Source organism: Streptomyces sp. NBC_01190, from assembly GCF_045039895.1.
Taxonomy (GTDB): Bacteria; Actinomycetota; Actinomycetes; order Streptomycetales; family Streptomycetaceae; genus Actinacidiphila.
In genome coordinates this window covers 5,893,650-5,909,630 of record NZ_CP108580.1, presented here as the reverse complement: position 1 = coordinate 5,909,630, position 15,981 = coordinate 5,893,650, and the positions used below count along the sequence as shown (strand labels likewise).

The window sequence follows — 15,981 nt, the reverse complement described above, 5'->3', positions numbered from 1 at the left end:
CCCGTCGTATCGAGAAGTTGCCGTCCATGAGCCAACTGATCGCGAATTCACCCTTGTGGGTGAATTGAATGATCCGTGCGCCCTGCGCGCCCTCGGCACCCTTGCCGCCGTCAGCGCTCTTGCCGCCCTTGCCGCCCCTGCCGCCCTCGCCGCCGGCCGGGCTTCAGTACGCGTAGAAGCCCTGGCCGCTCTTCCGCCCGAGATCGCCCGCGTCCACCATCCGCCGCAGGATCTCCGGCGCCGCGAACTTCTCGTCCTGCGACTCGGTGTAGATGTTGCCGAAGGCGTGCAGCAGGACGTCCACCCCCGTGAGGTCGGCGGTGGCGAGCGGTCCCATGGCGTGGCCGAAGCCGAGCTTGCAAGCCAGGTCGATGTCCTCGGCGGAGGCCACCCCGGATTCGTAGAGCTTGACCGCCTCCACCACGAGCGCGGAGATCAGCCGGGTGGTGACGAAGCCGGCCACGTCACGGTTGACGACCACACAGGTCTTGCCGACCGCCTCGGCGAAGGCCCGGGCCCTGGCCAGGGTGTCGTCGCTGGTCTTGTAGCCGCGGACGAGTTCGCAGAGCCCCATCAGCGGCACCGGCGAGAAGAAGTGGGTGCCGACGACCCGCTCGGGCCGCTCGGTGGCGGCGGCGATCTTGGTGATCGGGATGGCGGAGGTGTTGGAGGCGAGCACCGTGTCCTCGCCGACGATACGGTCCAGCGCCCGGAAGATCTCCCGCTTGACCTCGATCTGCTCGAAGACCGCCTCCACCACCAGGTCGGCGCCGGCCGCCGCGTCCAGGTCGGTGGTGGTGGCGATCCGGGCCAGCGCCGCCTCGGCGTCCTCGGCGGCCAGTTGGCCCTTGTCGGTGAACTTCCGGTACGAGGCCCGGATGCCGTCGATGCCGCGGGCCAGCGCCTCGTCCGTGACGTCCCGCAGGATCACCTCGTAGCCGGCCTGGGCCGACACCTGCGCGATGCCGGCGCCCATCAGCCCGGCCCCGATGACGGCGAGTTTCTTCACCACGGCTCACACACCTCTCCGTTGGGGTATGGCCGGACCATAACGCCGGTGCCGCGCCGGGCGCGACAGGATGTAGGCCGCGTCACCGTGTGTCGTTCATCGCACAGTTGAGGATCGCCGTGCTCAGGGGCGCGCCACCAGCACCGGCAGGGCCTACGCTCGGCCCTATGGTCAATCTCACCCGCATCTACACCAGGACCGGCGACGACGGTACGACGGCGCTCGGCGACATGAGCCGCACCGCCAAGACCGATCCGCGGATCGGCGCCTACGCCGACACCAACGAGGCCAACGCGGCGCTCGGGGTGGCGCTCGCGCTCGGCGCGCTGCCCGCCGATGTGGCCGCGGTGCTGACCCGGGTGCAGAACGATCTCTTCGATGTGGGCGCCGACCTGGCCACCCCGGTGGCGCCCGATCCGGCGCATCCGCCGCTGCGGGTCGAGCAGTCCTACGTGGACCGGCTGGAGGCCGACTGCGACACCTATCTGGCCGGTCTGGACAAGCTCCGAAGCTTCATCCTGCCCGGTGGCACGCCGGGCGCGGCCCTGCTGCACCAGGCGTGCACGGTGGTGCGGCGCGCCGAGCGTTCGACCTGGGCGGCGCTGGCTGAACACGCCGGCACCATGAACCCGCTGACGGCCACTTACCTCAACCGGCTCTCCGACCTGTTGTTCATCCTGGCCCGGACGGCCAACACGGAGCGCGGCGACGTGCTGTGGGTGCCGGGCGAGAACCGCTGAGGCGGCATCAGCGGGCCCGAGCGGCCGCCCGATAGGTGGTCCAGACCTCTTGACCGCTGGTCCAGACCTTTCTACGCTCTCCCTGCGAGCGCTCAGTTGATCGGTGCATGCCAAAAAGATGTGACGCGTCCCCGGCGACCCCGCCGACCCCGCCGACCCCGGCGATCCCCCCACACGACCGGGAGCCGACCACGCCGCCTGTCGGCTCCCGGTCCCGCCGCGCGGCGCCCTCAGGCGACGTTGACCCGCTGTCCGGGCGGCGCCGCCTCCAGCCAGGCGAGAAAGCCGGTCAGCGCGTCATCGCTCATCGCCAGCTCAAGCCTGGTCCCCCGGTGGCGACAGGACAGCACCACCGCGTCCGAGAGCAGCGCGAGCTCCTCGGAGCCCTGCGGGTCCCGCCGGCCGAGCACCTCGATCGCCGGCCGGTCGAGCACCCGGCGCGGGCGGGGCGCGTAGGAGAAGACCCGGAACCACTCCACCCGGTCACCGTTGTAGCGGGAAACCCCGTAGACCCAGCCCTTGCCACCGGGGGCGGCGCCGGCGGCGGGCGGCTCGGCGTCCTCGGGCGGGGCGAGCCGCATGCTGCAGTCGAAGGTGCCGCCGGGGCGCTGGATGAGCCGCCGGCGGAGCCCGAAGACGAAGAGTCCCAGCAGCGCCGCCGCGATGACCGAGAAGCCCACCTGCAAAGCGAGGATCACGCTCGTCGACCTCCTCGCCTGGAAATGGTTGCCGCCCTTGCTGTGCCGGAGCCGCGGACCGCCCGGTGGGGGGCAGTCCGCGGCGCCTGGGTCCCGCGATTACGCCTGGTGGTGGTGCTGGTGTCGCCCGTGACACCGGTGTTCATCGGTGCCATACGGCTGGCAGCGGTCCCGCGTTCAGCGGCTGCCCGTCGCCGCCGCGAGCCGCACCTCGGCGCGGCGCTCGGCGCCCGCGTCGGCGTCGGACTTGGAGCGCTCGAGGGCCCGCTCGGCGCGGGCCACGTCGATCTCGTCGGCCAACTCGGCGATCTCGGCGAGAATCGACAGCTTGTTGTCGGCGATCGAGAGGAACCCGCCGTGCACGGCGGCCACCACGGTGCCGCCCTCACCGGTGGTGCGGATGGTCACCGGACCGGATTCGAGCACCCCGAGCAGCGGCTCGTGGCCCGGCATGACGCCGATGTCACCCGATGTGGTCCGGGCGATGACCAAGGTGGCCTCGCCGGACCAGATACTGCGGTCCGCGGCCACCAGCTCGACATGAAGATCGGCCAAGACGGCTCCTCGGGTCGGCACCCACCGCCCGCGGCGGATGCGCTGAGACAAAAAGCTAAGACGACTACTAGAACAACTGCTGCAACAACGGGTGAAGCAACTGCTGACACAAACACTGGGGCAAAGACTGAGCGAACGACGTACGACAAAGAATAGGGGGTGCGAGAGGGGGGCGGTCACCTGGGCTGAGCTCGACCGCCCCCCTCTCCCCCGCGCCCGCCTCGCGTCAGTTGACGCCGAGGTTGGCGGCGTTGGCCTTGAGGTCCTCCAGGCCACCGCACATGAAGAACGCCTGCTCCGGGAAGTGGTCGTACTCACCGTCGGCGATGGCGTTGAACGCGGTGATGGACTCGTCCAGCGACACGTCGGAACCGTCGACACCGGTGAACTGCTTCGCCGCGTGGGTGTTCTGCGACAGGAAGCGCTCGATCCGGCGGGCCCGGAAGACGGTGAGCTTGTCCTCCTCGCCCAGTTCGTCGATGCCGAGGATCGAGATGATGTCCTGGAGGTCCTTGTACTTCTGCAGGATGCCCTTGACCCGCATGGCGGTGTCGTAGTGGTCCTGCGAGATGTAGCGCGGGTCCAGGATGCGGGAGGTGGAGTCCAGCGGGTCCACCGCGGGGTAGATGCCCTTCTCCGAGATCGGCCGGGAGAGCACCGTCGTCGCGTCGAGGTGCGCGAAGGTGGTCGCCGGGGCCGGGTCGGTCAGGTCGTCCGCGGGGACGTAGATCGCCTGCATCGAGGTGATGGAGTGGCCCCGGGTGGAGGTGATGCGCTCCTGGAGCTGGCCCATCTCGTCGGCCAGGTTCGGCTGGTACCCCACCGCGGACGGCATCCGGCCGAGCAGTGTGGAGACCTCGGAGCCGGCCTGGGTGAAGCGGAAGATGTTGTCGATGAAGAACAGCACGTCCTGGTTCTGCACATCGCGGAAGTACTCCGCCATGGTCAGACCGGCCAGCGCGACCCGCAGCCGGGTGCCCGGCGGCTCGTCCATCTGGCCGAAGACCAGCGCGGTCTGCGGCAGCACACCGGACTCGGTCATCTCCGCGATCAGGTCGTTGCCCTCACGGGTGCGCTCACCGACGCCGGCGAAGACCGAGACGCCCTCGTGCAGCTTGGCGACTCGCATGATCATTTCCTGGATGAGCACCGTCTTGCCGACGCCCGCGCCGCCGAAGAGGCCGATCTTGCCGCCCTTGACGTAAGGGGTCAGCAGGTCGACGACCTTCAGGCCGGTCTCGAACATCTCGGTCTTCGACTCGAGCTGGTCGAAGGCCGGGGCCTTGCGGTGGATCGGCCAGCGTTCGGTGATCTCCGACTCGGCTTCCGGGTCGTTCAGGATCCGGCCGAGGGTGTCGAACACCCGGCCCTTGGTGACGTCGCCGACCGGCACCGTGATGCCTTCGCCGGTGTCGGTCACCGGGGCCTGGCGGACCAGGCCGTCGGTGGGCTGCATGGAGATGGCGCGGACCAGGCCGTCGCCGAGGTGCTGCGCGACCTCGAGGGTCAGCGTCTTCTTGCCCGTCTCCGAGGTGTCGGCCACGTCGACGTGGAGGGCGTTGTAGATCTCCGGCATCGCGTCGACGGGGAACTCCACGTCGACGACCGGGCCGATGACCCGAGCGACGCGGCCGGTAGCCGTGGCCGTTTCAACAGTGGTGGTCATAGTGGTCAGTCACTCCCCGCGCTGGCGTCGGCGAGGGCGCTGGCGCCACCGACGATCTCGCTGATTTCCTGGGTGATGTCGGCCTGTCGGGCCGCATTGGCAAGCCGCGTCAGCGACTTGATGAGGTCTTCCGCGTTGTCGGTCGCCGACTTCATCGCCCGGCGGCGGGCCGCGTGCTCGGAAGCGGCGGACTGGAGCAGCGCGTTGAAGACCCGGCTCTCGACGTACCGCGGCAGCAGCGCGTCGAGCACGCCCTCGGCGGACGGCTCGAACTCGTACAGCGGCAGGATGCCGGACGAACCGCCCCGCTCCTCGACCGCCGCGGCCCGCGCCTCCTCGTCGAGCGACAGCGGCAGCAGCCGCCGGTCGACCGGCGTCTGCGTCATCATCGACACGAACTCCGTGAAGACGATGTGCAGCTCGTCGACGCCGCCCTCGGCGGTCTCCCGCTCGAGCGACTCGATGAGCGGCGCCGCGACCTCTTTGGCGTTGCCGTACTGCGGACTGTCGCTGAAGCCGGTCCAGGACGCCGCCACCTGGCGCTCACGGAAGGTGTAGTACGCCAGACCCTTGCGGCCGACGACGTACGACTCGATCTCCTTGCCCTCCGCGCGCAGCCGCTCGGTGAGCCGCTCGGCCGCCTTGATCGCGTTGGAGGAGTAGCCGCCGGCCAGGCCGCGGTCGCTCGTGACGAGCAGCACCGCGGCGCGGGTCGGGTTCTCCACCTCGGTGGTCAGCGGGTGCCTGGTGTTGGAGCCGGTCGCCACCGCCGTCACCGCGCGGGTCAGCTCGTCCGCGTACGGAGAGGAGGCCTGCACCTTCCGCTGCGCTTTGACGATGCGCGCGGCGGCGATCATCTCCATCGCCTTGGTGATCTTCTTGGTGGCGGTGATGGACCTGATCCGGCGCTTGTAGACGCGAATCTGTGCGCCCATGATCAGCCCTCGACCAGCAGCGCGCCGGAGGACGTCTCGAACTGCCGCTTGAACGCGTCCACCGCGTCGGTGAGCACCTCGATGGTGTCGTCCGACAGCTTGCCGGTCTCGACGATCGACGTGAGCAGCGACTTGTGCTCGCGGTGCAGGTAGTCGAGGAGCTCCCGCTCGAAGCGGCGTACGTCCTCGACCGGTACGTCGTCCAGCTTGCCGGTGGTGCCGGCCCAGATGGAGACGACCTGGTCCTCGATCGGGTACGGGGCGTACTGGCCCTGCTTGAGCAGTTCCACCATCCGCTGACCGCGCTCGAGCTGCGCCTTGGAGGCCGCGTCCAGGTCGGAGCCGAAGGCGGCGAACGCCTCCAGCTCGCGGTACTGGGCGAGGTCCACCCGGAGCCGTCCGGAAACGCCCTTCATGGCCTTGATCTGCGCCGAGCCGCCGACCCGGGAGACCGAGATACCGACGTTCAGCGCTGGGCGCTGGCCGGCGTTGAAGAGGTCGGACTCCAGGAAGCACTGGCCGTCGGTGATCGAGATGACGTTGGTCGGGATGAACGCCGACACGTCGTTGGCCTTGGTCTCGACGATCGGCAGACCGGTCATGGAGCCGGCGCCCAGGTCGTCGGAGAGCTTGGCACAGCGCTCGAGCAGCCGGGAGTGCAGGTAGAAGACGTCACCGGGGTAGGCCTCGCGCCCCGGCGGGCGGCGCAGCAGCAGGGACACGGCGCGATAGGCGTCGGCCTGCTTGCTCAGGTCGTCGAAGACGATCAGGACGTGCTTGCCCTGGTACATCCAGTGCTGGCCGATGGCGGAACCGGTGTACGGCGCCAGGTACTTGAAGCCGGCCGGGTCGGACGCCGGGGCGGCGACGATGGTGGTGTACTCCAGCGCGCCGGCCTCCTCCAGCGCGGCGCGCACGCCGGCGATGGTGGAACCCTTCTGGCCGATGGCGACGTAGATGCAGCGGACCTGCTTCTTCGGGTCGCCGGAGCGCCAGTTGTCGCGCTGGTTGATGATCGTGTCGATCGCCAGGGCTGACTTGCCGGTCTGCCGGTCGCCGATGATGAGCTGGCGCTGGCCGCGGCCGATCGGGGTCATCGAGTCGACGGCCTTGAGGCCGGTCTGCATCGGCTCGTGCACCGACTTGCGCTGCATGACCGTGGGGGCCTGCAGCTCAAGGGCGCGGCGGCCGTCGGTCTCGATCTCGCCGAGGCCGTCGATCGGGGTGCCCAGCGGGTCGACGACCCGGCCGAGGTAGCCCTCGCCGACCGCCACCGAGAGCACCTCACCGGTGCGCTGCACCGGCTGGCCCTCCTCGATGCCGTTGAATTCACCGAGGACGATCGCACCGATCTCGCGCTCCTCGAGGTTGAGGGCGAGACCGAGGGTGCCGTCCTCGAAGCGCAGCAGTTCGTTCGCCATGGCCGAGGGCAGTCCCTCGACCTTCGCGATGCCGTCTCCGGCAACGCTGACCGTGCCGACCTCCTCGCGCGAGGCGGCGTCCGGCTGGTACGACTGGACAAAAGTCTCCAGCGCGTCCCGGATCTCCTCCGGCCGGATCGTGAGCTCCGCCATCTGGGTTCCCTGCTCTCCTTGTTGGGCCCGAAGTTTCTGGGGCTCTGGGGGGCTACCCCAGAGGACACTGTCGGCCCAACTCGGGCCGCGTTCATGCTTGTTGAGTTGGTATCTGGGGTGGTGCGCCCGGTTGCCGCCCGACGGGTGCCGGAGTCGCCGACCGGGTGGTGGCCTCGGCCGTCAGCCGGCCAGCCGCCGGGCCGCCTCGTCGAGACGGTCGGCGATGGCGCCGTTGATGACCTCGTCGCCGATGCGGACCCGAACCCCGCCGAGGACCGCCGGGTCCACGTCCAGGTTCAGATGCACCTGCCGGCCGTAGATCCTGGCCAGCGAGGCACCGAGGCGCCGCTTCTGCTGATCACTCAGCGGAGTCGCGGAGGTCACTTCCGCGACCATCCTGTCGCGACGGGCGGCGGCCAGCTTCGACAGGTACTCGATCCCGCCTTCAAGGCTACGTCCTCGGGGCGCGGTGACCAGCCTGGTGACCAGCCTTTCGGTCACCGGATGCGCACGGCCGCCGAGCAGCGAGTGGAGCAGCCCGGTCTTGGCCCGGGCGTCGGCCACCTGGTTGGCGAGCGCGGCCCGCAGTTCACTGCTCGCGGACAGGATCCGGCCGAACCGGAAGAGCTCGTCCTCCACGTCGTCCAGCGCGCCGCGGCGCTGGGCGTCGATCAGATCGGCGCTGTCGGCCAGCTCCTCGACCGCGTCCACCAGGTCGCGAGGCTGCGACCAGCGGGACCGGACCAGGCCCGCCAGCAGGTCGACGCTGTCGGCGCCGAGCTGGCCGCCGAGGAGCCGCCGCAGCAGCTCCGCCTTGGCCTCGCCGGACTTCGCCGGGTCGCTGAGCGCCCGGCGCAGCGTCCCCTCGCGGTTGAGGAGCGCGGTGACGGAGGCCAGGTCGTCGGCGAGCTTCGCCGGGGCGACCGAGGTGTTGTCGGTCAGCGCGTCGAGCTGCTCACGCGCGGTGGCCAGGGCCTCACGACTCGCACCGTTCATCGTGATGCCTCGGCCGTCGGCGCCGACTCGTCGAGTCCGTCGAGGAAGCGGTCGATGGTCCGGCTCTGCCGGGCGTTGTCCTCCAGGGACTCGCCGACGAGCTTGCCGGCCAGCTCGGCGGCGAGCCTGCCGACGTCCCGGCGCAGCGCGGCGGCGGCCGCCTTGCGGTCGGCCTCGATCTGCGCGTGACCGGCGGCGACGATCTCCTCACGCTGACGCTGGCCCTCGGCCCGCATCTCCGCGATGAGCGCGGCGCCCTGCTCCTGCGCCTCCTGGCGCAGCCGCGCGGCCTCGTGTCGTGCCTCGGCGAGCTGGGCGCGGTACTTCTCCAGCGCGTCCTGCGCGTCGGCCTGGGCGGCCTCGGCCTTCTCCATGCCGCCTTCGATGGCCTCCCGTCGCTCGTCCAGAACCTTGTTGATGTTCGGAAGGAGCTTCTTGGCGAGGAAGAAGAAGACGATGGCGAAGGCGATCAGGCCGATGATGAGCTCGGGGATCGGCGGGATGAGCGGGTTCTCCGCCGCCAGCGGTACCTGGGCGATCACATCAGTGCCTTCCGTCTAATGATTCCGGTTGTTCCGGCCGTAGGCCGTGATCAGGAGGGGTAGACGAACGGCATGACCAGACCGATCAGGGCGAGCGCCTCACAGAAGGCGAAGCCGAGGATCTGGTTGGCGCGGATCAGGCCGGCCGCTTCGGGCTGGCGGGCGAGGGCCTGGGTGCCGTTGCCGAAGATGAGACCGATGCCGACGCCGGGGCCGACGGCGGCCAGGCCGTAGCCGATCGAGCCGAGGTTGCCCTTGATCTGGACAGCGGCGAGCGTCGCGTGCGCGATTGCGGACATGCCGGGTTCTTCCTTCTCTTTCACGGACCGGTGGGGGTTGGCCACCGGAACATCTCTCTAGGGTTTCTCTACGGTGTGGAAGCGGGGGTGCTCAGTGGCCCTCGGCAAGGGCGCCCTGCACGTAGTTGCAGGCCAGGAGCACGAACACATAAGCCTGGACGGCCTCGATGAACAGCTCGAAGGCGACCAGCACGATGGTCATGACGAACGACACACTCGCGTACAGGACGCCGATGCCGTTGAGCAGGTAGTAGCTCGCGATGGTGAAGAGCAGCAGCAGGGTGTGGCCGGCGAACATGTTCGCGAAGAGCCGGACGGCGTGGGTGAACGGCCGGACCAGCAGGTTGGAGAACACCTCGATGGGCATCGACAGGAAGAGCACCGGGCCGAGCGCCTTGTCATAGCCGGAGATGTTCTTCCAGGCGCCGGTCCAGCCGTGCTTCTTGAAGGTGAGGATCAGCCACGTGAGGTAGACGATGATCGCGAGCGCGGCGGGGAACGAGATGATCGACGTCACCGGGAACTGCGCGAGCGGGATGATCGCCCAGAGGTTCATCACCCAGACCGTGAAGAAGAGCGCGACCATGAACGGCACGTACTTCTCGCCGTCCTTCTTGCCCATCGTCTCGTAGACGATCCCGCGGCGGACGAAGTCGTACCCGGCCTCGCCGATCATCTGGAGCTTGTTCGGCACCACCTTGGGCCTGCTGAAGGCGGCCCAGAAGAAGCCGACGATCACCACGGTGCTGAGCAGCGCCAGCAGGATCGGCTTGTCGAAGTGGAACCTGCCGATGGAGAAGATCGGGTCGAACTGGAACGAGTGCAGGCCGGGGGCAGGGAAGCCGCACCCTTCGAAGATGTGGCAGTTCGCCTCGGAGGTGGCGAGAACCTGGTCAGCACTCACCGAGAGCTCCTTCTGCGTGACGCATGGGTACGGCAACCTCGAGGTGTCGGCGCGGCGCGGGGCCGCGGAACGGCACTGGACGGGGAATTCGGGTGTGGGGGCGGCGGCCCGGCGCCGAACCGAACGGCGCGGTGCACGGAATCGCCGCTCGCAGCGGTTCCGCCGCAGTTGAGTGGGGACGATAGCAAATGAGCGGAGAGCCCTTTACCCCGGCCCTACCTCCGGCCCTGGGGCCGACGCGGCCGGCGGGGTTCATGACGGCGTTCCCGCCGACCCGGGCTCCACGTAGAGGATCTTGGTCTTCATGTGCGCCCTGGCCTGCGCGCCGATCCAGACGAGCGCCGCGGCCAGCAGGGAGAAGGCGAAGGCCCTGGTGTTGAAGAGCGAGGTGTGCTTGAACACGGCGAGCACGATCGCGAGCAGCAGGATCTGCACCGTGTAGAGCACCAGACCCATCATCTGGAACAGCGTCGGGTACGACTTCGCGGTGCGTTGCAGCACCACCATGCCGATCGCCATGAAGGCGATCACGACCAACGTGCCGGCCGCGGCGCCGATCGCTCCCTTGCCGCCTGCCAACGCACCGCTGATCACGGTGGCGATGGCACCGGCCGCGACAGTGGGAGCGGTGCAGTTGAGGAGAGTTCGGACGTCGTTGGACTGCATGGGGGCAGCTCCTCCGGCGGGAGTTGGGAGAATGCGGGTGTCGTCGGAGACGAGCGTAGCCGGGCCAAGTCGAGGCGGAGGACGTGCCTCACGCCGGAAGACCGTCGCACTGAGGTCTTTCGGCTTGCTTCCCGGGTTTCGTGAACGGTATCACAAAGTATTTGATCCGGTCTTTACCATGGAGGTGTGCTGCCCGTCACACGCACGAGCTAACGACACGCCGCCCAATGATATTCAGACAAAGGCGACTTCACTGGCTTCACTGGCTTAAGAACCTTCTGCGCCGAATGTCCGAATGACCGCCGAGATACTCACTAGTGGTGACTGTCCACCGGCCGCCGCCGGTCCGGCAGCCGGGACCGGTCACCGATCGCGGTCGAGCCGTTGAGGGCCGGCCGGTCCTCCGCCCGCATCTCCAGTTCGGCCGCGGCCGCCGCGGCGGCCAGCCGGCGACGGCGCCGGCGATAGCGCGGCGGCACCACGGACTCGGCCCAGTGCGGCGCCCGCGGCCGGAACCGCGGCAGCAGCAGCACGACCAGGCCCACCGCGCTCAGCGAGACGATCACCAGCACGATCCACAGGCTGGAGGAGTTCACCGAGAACGCCACCGCGGCGAAGGCGATCAGCGCCGACCAGAAGTACATGATCAGCACCGCCCGGCTGTGCGAGTGCCCGATCTCCAGCAGCCGGTGGTGCAGGTGGCCCCGGTCGGCGGCGAACGGCGACTGGCCCTTCCAGGTCCTGCGGACCACCGCGAGCACCAGGTCGGCCGCGGGAATGGCGATCATCGTCAGCGGCAGCAGCAGCGGCATGTAGACCGGGACCATGAAGTGCACGGTCTCCCGGGTCGAGCCGGTGAGGCCGGTGATCGCGTCCGGGTCCACCTGGCCGGTGATGGAGATGGCGCCCGAGGCCAGCACCAGGCCGATCAGCATCGAGCCGGAGTCGCCCATGAAGATCCGCGCCGGGTGGATGTTGTGCGGCAGGAAGCCCAGGCACATGCCGATCAGGATGGCGCTGAAGAGCGTCGCGGGCGCGGCGGCCTCGACGCCGTAGCCGTACCACATGCGGTAGGCGTAGGTGAAGAACGCGATGGCGGCGATGCAGACCATGCCGGCCGCCAGACCGTCCAGGCCGTCCACGAAGTTGACCGCGTTGATGGTGATCACGACCAGGGCCACGGTGAGCAGCGTGGACTGGACCGGGGTGAGGGCGACCGGGCCGATGCCGGGGACCGGCAGCCAGAGGATGGTGAGGCCCTGAAGGACCATCACGCCGGCCGCGATCATCTGCACACCGAGCTTGATCAGCGCGTCGATGCCCCACTTGTCGTCCAGCACGCCCAGCAGCCAGATCAGCCCGGCGCCGGACAGCAGCGCGCGTGGCTCGCTGGAGAGGGTGAAGACGTCCCCGATGTTGCTGAGGTGCGCGGCGACCAGCAGACCGGCGCACAGACCGCCGAACATGGCGATGCCGCCGAGCCGTGGCGTGGGCTCGCGGTGCACGTCGCGGGCGCGGATCTCCGGCATGGCGCCGGCCGCGATGGCGAACGTGCGCACCGGTCCGGTCAGCAGATACGTGACGGCGGCGGCCACGAACAGGGTCAGCAGATACTCGCGCACGGGCAGCCTCCGACGTATCCGGGGGCGCAGCCGGGATACGCGCGCGTCCGGGGGTTCCTCACAGCGTCACACCCTAGTGGTGGCCGGGCCGCGACGGCGAACATCTACCGAGACTCACAGGGAGCCCGGACGGTTGCACCATCCCGAAACGGGGTATCGCGGGGATCTTCTCCGCCGGCCCGTGCGGGGGCGGGGAGCCGCTCACGGGCGCCCGGGACGGCGCCGCGGGGCGCCGCGGACAGGCCGCCGCGGACAGGGCGCCGGGTCATACGGTCGCCGGGGCGGGGATCCCGGTCAGCGCGGTGACCATCGGGTCGAGCGCGGTCTGGATCTCCTCCCCGATGCTGCGGAAGTACGACACGGGCGCGCCGTACGGATCGTGCACCTCGTCGGCGTCCGGGCTGGGCGCGAGCAGCCAGCCCCGCAGCGCCGCGGCGGCCCGCACCAGCGCCCGGGCCCGCTCGGTGACCGAGCCGTCCGGCAGGGTGGTCTCGTCTATCGCCCGGACCAGCCGGGTGAACTCCTTGAGCGTGAAGGTCCGCAGACCCGCCGCGTGGCCCATGGAGATCACCTGGGAGCGGTGGTCGCGGGTGGCGGTGAGCACCAGGTCGGCGTTGATCACATGATCGTCGAGCAGCTCCCGGCCGGTGAAGCCGGCCGGGTCGGCGCCGAACTCGCCCAGCACCGCGGCGGCGTGCGCCTCCATCGGGGCGCCCTCGTGCCCCCAGGTGCCCGCCGACTCCACCAGGATGCCCGCCGCGCCGTCGCCGAGCCGCCGCTCCAGGCCGTGCCGCATCAGCCGCTCGGCCATGGGCGAGCGGCACACGTTGCCGGTGCAGACGTGGAGCACCCGGAAGAGGTCGCCACCCGCCCCGGCGCCGGGTCCTGGCCCGCCGGGGCCGGTGCCGGGCACCGCGGGCAGGCCGCCCGGCACATACCCGTGCACGTACCCGGGCACATAACCGGTGACCTGCCCGGGAACGGTGAAACCCCGTATGCCACGCCCCTCGGGCGTCAACTGCGCTCCTGCAAGTCGGGGACGACCTTGCGCAGCTCCTCCGCGCTGATCGCCCCGGCCCGCAGCAGCACCGGAACCTTGCCGGTCACGTCCACGATGGAGGAGGGCACCGCGGCGGGCGTGGGCCCGCCGTCCAGATAGACGGCCACCGAGTCGCCCAGCATGGCCTGGGCCGCGTCGCAGTCCTGCGGCGAGGGGTGGCCGGTCAGATTGGCACTGGAGACGGCCATCGGCCCGGTGCCGGTCAGCAGCTCGATCGCGACCGGGTGCAGCGGCATCCGGACCGCGACGGTGCCGCGGGTGTCACCGAGGTCCCAGCGCAGCGACGGCTGGTGCTTGGTGACCAGGGTGAGCGCGCCGGGCCAGAAGGCGTCGACCAGCTCCCATGCCTGCTCGGAGAAGTCGGTGACGATGCCGTGCAGCGTGTTCGGCGAGCCGACCAGCACCGGCGAGGGCATGTTGCGGCCGCGCCCCTTGGCCTCCAGCAGGTCGCCCACCGCCTCGGCGTCGAAGGCGTCCGCGCCGATCCCGTAGACGGTGTCGGTGGGCAGCACGACCAGATCGCCGCGCTTGATCGCCGAGTTGGCCTCCCGCAGCCCGGTGACCCGCTCGGTCGCGTCGGAGCAGTCGTATCGCCGTGCCATTAGCTGACCTCCAAAGACGTACTCACGGCCGCGCCTTCCGCGCTGTCGTGAACCGCGGGCGGTTGTTGAGATCGGGATGGTCGGCCGCGTCCGCCCAGCCCGCGTCCTCCTTGAAGATCCAGGGGACCTGGCCGCCCTGGGAGTCCGCGTGCTCGATGACGACGACGCCGCCGGGCCGCAGCAGCCGCTGGGCGGTCCGTTCGATGCCGCGGATGGTGTCGAGGCCGTCCTCGCCGGAGAACAGCGCCAGTTCGGGGTCGTGGTCGCGGGCTTCCGGCGCCACGTACTCCCACTCGGTGAGCGGGATGTAGGGGGGGTTGGAGATCACCAGGTCCACCTGGCCGTTGAGGTCGGGAAAGGCGCTCAGCGCGTTGCCCTGGCGCAGGTCGACCTTGCTGCCCGCGATGTTCTTGCGGGCCCATTCCAGCGCCTGCTCCGAGAGTTCCACAGCGTGCACCCGCGAGCGCGGCACCTCCTGGGCCAGCGCGAGCGCGATGGCGCCGGAACCGGTGCACAGATCGACGATCAGCGGTTCCGCGACGTCCATCGCGCGGACCGCGTCTATCGCCCAGCCGACCACCGACTCGGTCTCCGGCCGGGGCACGAACACCCCCGGCCCGACCTGGAGTTCCAGATAGCGGAAGAAGGCCCGTCCGGTGATGTGCTGGAGCGGTTCGCGCGCCTCGCGGCGGGCCACCGCCTCCCAGTAGCGCGCGTCGAACTCCGTGTCGGCCACGCTGTGCAGCTCGCCGCGCTTGACGCCGTGGATGTACGCGGCCAGCTCCTCGGCGTCGAAGCGCGGCGACGGCACGCCCGCGTCGGCGAGTCGCTGCGCGGCCTGCGCCACCTCGGCGAGCAGCAGGTTCACTGTCGCTTCCCCTCTCAGTGACCGTCGCCGGCCGCGGCCAGCTTGGCGGCCGAGTCGGCGTCCACACAGGCCTGGATCATCGCGTCGAGGTCTCCGTCGAGCACTTGGTCGAGGTTGTACGCCTTGAAGCCGACGCGGTGGTCCGAGATGCGGTTCTCCGGGAAGTTGTAGGTACGGATGCGCTCGGACCGGTCGACGGTGCGCACCTGGCTGCGGCGGGCGTCGGACGCCTCCCGCTCGGCCTCCTCCTGCGCGGCGGCCAGCAGCCGGGAGCGCAGGATGCGCATCGCCGACTCCTTGTTCTGCAACTGGCTCTTCTCGTTCTGGCAGGAGACGACGAGACCGGACGGCAGGTGGGTGATCCGGACCGCCGAGTCGGTGGTGTTGACCGACTGGCCGCCGGGGCCCGAGGAGCGGTAGACGTCGATCCGCAGGTCGTTGGGGCCGATCTCGACCTCGACGTCCTCGGCCTCCGGGGTGACCAGCACACCGGCCGCCGAGGTGTGGATACGGCCCTGGGACTCGGTGGCGGGCACCCGCTGCACCCGGTGCACCCCGCCCTCGTACTTCAGCCGCGCCCAGACGCCCTGGCCCGGCTCATGGCTCGCCTTCGCCTTCACCGCGACCTGGACGTCCTTGTAGCCGCCGAGGTCGGAGGCGTTGGCGTCGAGGATCTCGGTCTTCCAGCCGACCCGCTCGGCGTAGCGCAGATACATCCGCAGCAGGTCGCCGGCGAAGAGCGCCGACTCCTCGCCGCCCTCACCCGCCTTGACCTCCAGGATGACGTCCTTGTCGTCGTTGGGGTCACGGGGGACCAGCAGCAGCCGCAGCCGCTCGGTCAACTCCTCGCGCTCCTTCTCCAGCTCCTTCACCTCGGCGGCGAAGTCCGGGTCGTCCTGGCCGAGTTCGCGGGCGGTGCCGATGTCGTCGCCGGTCTGCCGCCAGGAGCGGTAGGCGCTGACGATGGGGGTCAGTTCCGCGTAGCGCTTGTTGAGCTTGCGGGCGTTGGCCTGGTCGGCGTGGACCGCGGGGTCGGCAAGCTGCTTCTCGAGGTCGGCGTGCTCGCCGATCAGTTCCTCGACCGCCTCGAACATCATGGAGTCCCTGCTGAGAAACTAGGAAACGAGAGAAAAACGAGAGAAAAACTAGAGAAAACTGGAACGAGCTGGAACGAGCCGCAAAGAGCCCGAAAAAGAGCAGCCGGCTGCGGACGACAAAGCGCCGGTCCGGTCACCCTCGGCGGGC

General features: G+C 69.8%; 17 protein-coding genes. 1 reads left to right on the top strand and 16 read right to left on the bottom strand.

Annotated features, from left to right (window positions below; translation table 11 throughout):
* Positions 1 to 163 precede the first annotated feature (163 nt).
* The gene (locus OG519_RS24935; protein WP_405588041.1) at positions 164 to 1,012 is read right to left on the bottom strand and encodes a 3-hydroxyacyl-CoA dehydrogenase family protein; all 849 of its coding nucleotides are present in this window, start codon (positions 1,010 to 1,012) and stop codon (positions 164 to 166) included.
* Positions 1,013 to 1,176: 164 nt separating this feature from the next.
* Between OG519_RS24935 and OG519_RS24930 the strand changes: the two genes are divergently transcribed.
* The gene (locus OG519_RS24930; RefSeq protein ID WP_405588038.1) at positions 1,177 to 1,749 is read left to right on the top strand and encodes a cob(I)yrinic acid a,c-diamide adenosyltransferase; all 573 of its coding nucleotides are present in this window, start codon (positions 1,177 to 1,179) and stop codon (positions 1,747 to 1,749) included.
* A gap of 230 nt (positions 1,750 to 1,979) precedes the next feature.
* Here the strand turns inward: OG519_RS24930 and OG519_RS24925 are convergent, their stop codons facing one another.
* The 15 genes from OG519_RS24925 to prfA form a co-directional block, all read right to left on the bottom strand.
* Positions 1,980 to 2,447 carry a DUF2550 domain-containing protein gene (locus tag OG519_RS24925; protein WP_405588035.1) on the bottom strand — a complete coding sequence of 156 codons (468 nt, stop codon included), beginning with the start codon at positions 2,445 to 2,447 and terminating at the stop codon, positions 1,980 to 1,982.
* A gap of 177 nt (positions 2,448 to 2,624) precedes the next feature.
* Complete coding sequence (locus tag OG519_RS24920; RefSeq protein WP_405588032.1) at positions 2,625 to 3,002, bottom strand: F0F1 ATP synthase subunit epsilon; 378 nt, start codon at positions 3,000 to 3,002, stop codon at positions 2,625 to 2,627.
* Positions 3,003 to 3,228: 226 nt separating this feature from the next.
* On the bottom strand, positions 3,229 to 4,668 hold the full coding sequence (gene atpD / locus OG519_RS24915) for a F0F1 ATP synthase subunit beta (RefSeq protein ID WP_405588030.1): 1,440 nt from the start codon (positions 4,666 to 4,668) through the stop codon (positions 3,229 to 3,231).
* Between the two features lie 5 nt (positions 4,669 to 4,673).
* Positions 4,674 to 5,603 (bottom strand): F0F1 ATP synthase subunit gamma, encoded by a 930-nt coding sequence (locus tag OG519_RS24910; RefSeq protein ID WP_405588027.1) that lies wholly within the window; start codon positions 5,601 to 5,603, stop codon positions 4,674 to 4,676.
* 2 nt (positions 5,604 to 5,605) lie between these two features.
* Positions 5,606 to 7,177, bottom strand: a complete 1,572-nt coding sequence (gene atpA / locus OG519_RS24905) for a F0F1 ATP synthase subunit alpha (RefSeq protein WP_405588025.1) — start codon at positions 7,175 to 7,177, stop codon at positions 5,606 to 5,608.
* Between the two features lie 180 nt (positions 7,178 to 7,357).
* Entirely contained in the window at positions 7,358 to 8,173 is an 816-nt protein-coding gene (locus OG519_RS24900; RefSeq protein WP_405588022.1) for a F0F1 ATP synthase subunit delta, read from the bottom strand.
* Positions 8,170 to 8,715 (bottom strand): F0F1 ATP synthase subunit B, encoded by a 546-nt coding sequence (locus OG519_RS24895; RefSeq protein WP_405588019.1) that lies wholly within the window; start codon positions 8,713 to 8,715, stop codon positions 8,170 to 8,172. The genes OG519_RS24900 and OG519_RS24895 overlap by 4 nt, the downstream gene beginning before the upstream one ends.
* A gap of 50 nt (positions 8,716 to 8,765) precedes the next feature.
* The gene (locus OG519_RS24890; RefSeq protein WP_405588017.1) at positions 8,766 to 9,014 is read right to left on the bottom strand and encodes a F0F1 ATP synthase subunit C; all 249 of its coding nucleotides are present in this window, start codon (positions 9,012 to 9,014) and stop codon (positions 8,766 to 8,768) included.
* Positions 9,015 to 9,105: 91 nt separating this feature from the next.
* Positions 9,106 to 9,918 carry a F0F1 ATP synthase subunit A gene (gene atpB, locus OG519_RS24885; protein WP_405588014.1) on the bottom strand — a complete coding sequence of 271 codons (813 nt, stop codon included), beginning with the start codon at positions 9,916 to 9,918 and terminating at the stop codon, positions 9,106 to 9,108.
* 252 nt (positions 9,919 to 10,170) lie between these two features.
* Complete coding sequence (locus tag OG519_RS24880; RefSeq protein WP_405588011.1) at positions 10,171 to 10,584, bottom strand: hypothetical protein; 414 nt, start codon at positions 10,582 to 10,584, stop codon at positions 10,171 to 10,173.
* A 314-nt stretch (positions 10,585 to 10,898) separates the two neighbouring features.
* A complete protein-coding gene (locus tag OG519_RS24875; protein WP_405588008.1) occupies positions 10,899 to 12,206 on the bottom strand; it encodes an MraY family glycosyltransferase in 1,308 nt (435 codons plus the stop codon).
* Positions 12,207 to 12,471: 265 nt separating this feature from the next.
* On the bottom strand, positions 12,472 to 13,119 hold the full coding sequence (locus tag OG519_RS24870) for a protein-tyrosine-phosphatase (RefSeq protein ID WP_405592965.1): 648 nt from the start codon (positions 13,117 to 13,119) through the stop codon (positions 12,472 to 12,474).
* Between the two features lie 101 nt (positions 13,120 to 13,220).
* On the bottom strand, positions 13,221 to 13,868 hold the full coding sequence (locus tag OG519_RS24865) for an L-threonylcarbamoyladenylate synthase (protein ID WP_405588006.1): 648 nt from the start codon (positions 13,866 to 13,868) through the stop codon (positions 13,221 to 13,223).
* Between the two features lie 22 nt (positions 13,869 to 13,890).
* Positions 13,891 to 14,736: a peptide chain release factor N(5)-glutamine methyltransferase gene (prmC, locus tag OG519_RS24860; protein WP_405588003.1), complete on the bottom strand. Its 846-nt coding sequence runs from the start codon at positions 14,734 to 14,736 to the stop codon at positions 13,891 to 13,893.
* A 14-nt stretch (positions 14,737 to 14,750) separates the two neighbouring features.
* Entirely contained in the window at positions 14,751 to 15,830 is a 1,080-nt protein-coding gene (prfA, locus tag OG519_RS24855; protein WP_405592963.1) for a peptide chain release factor 1, read from the bottom strand.
* Positions 15,831 to 15,981 lie beyond the last annotated feature (151 nt).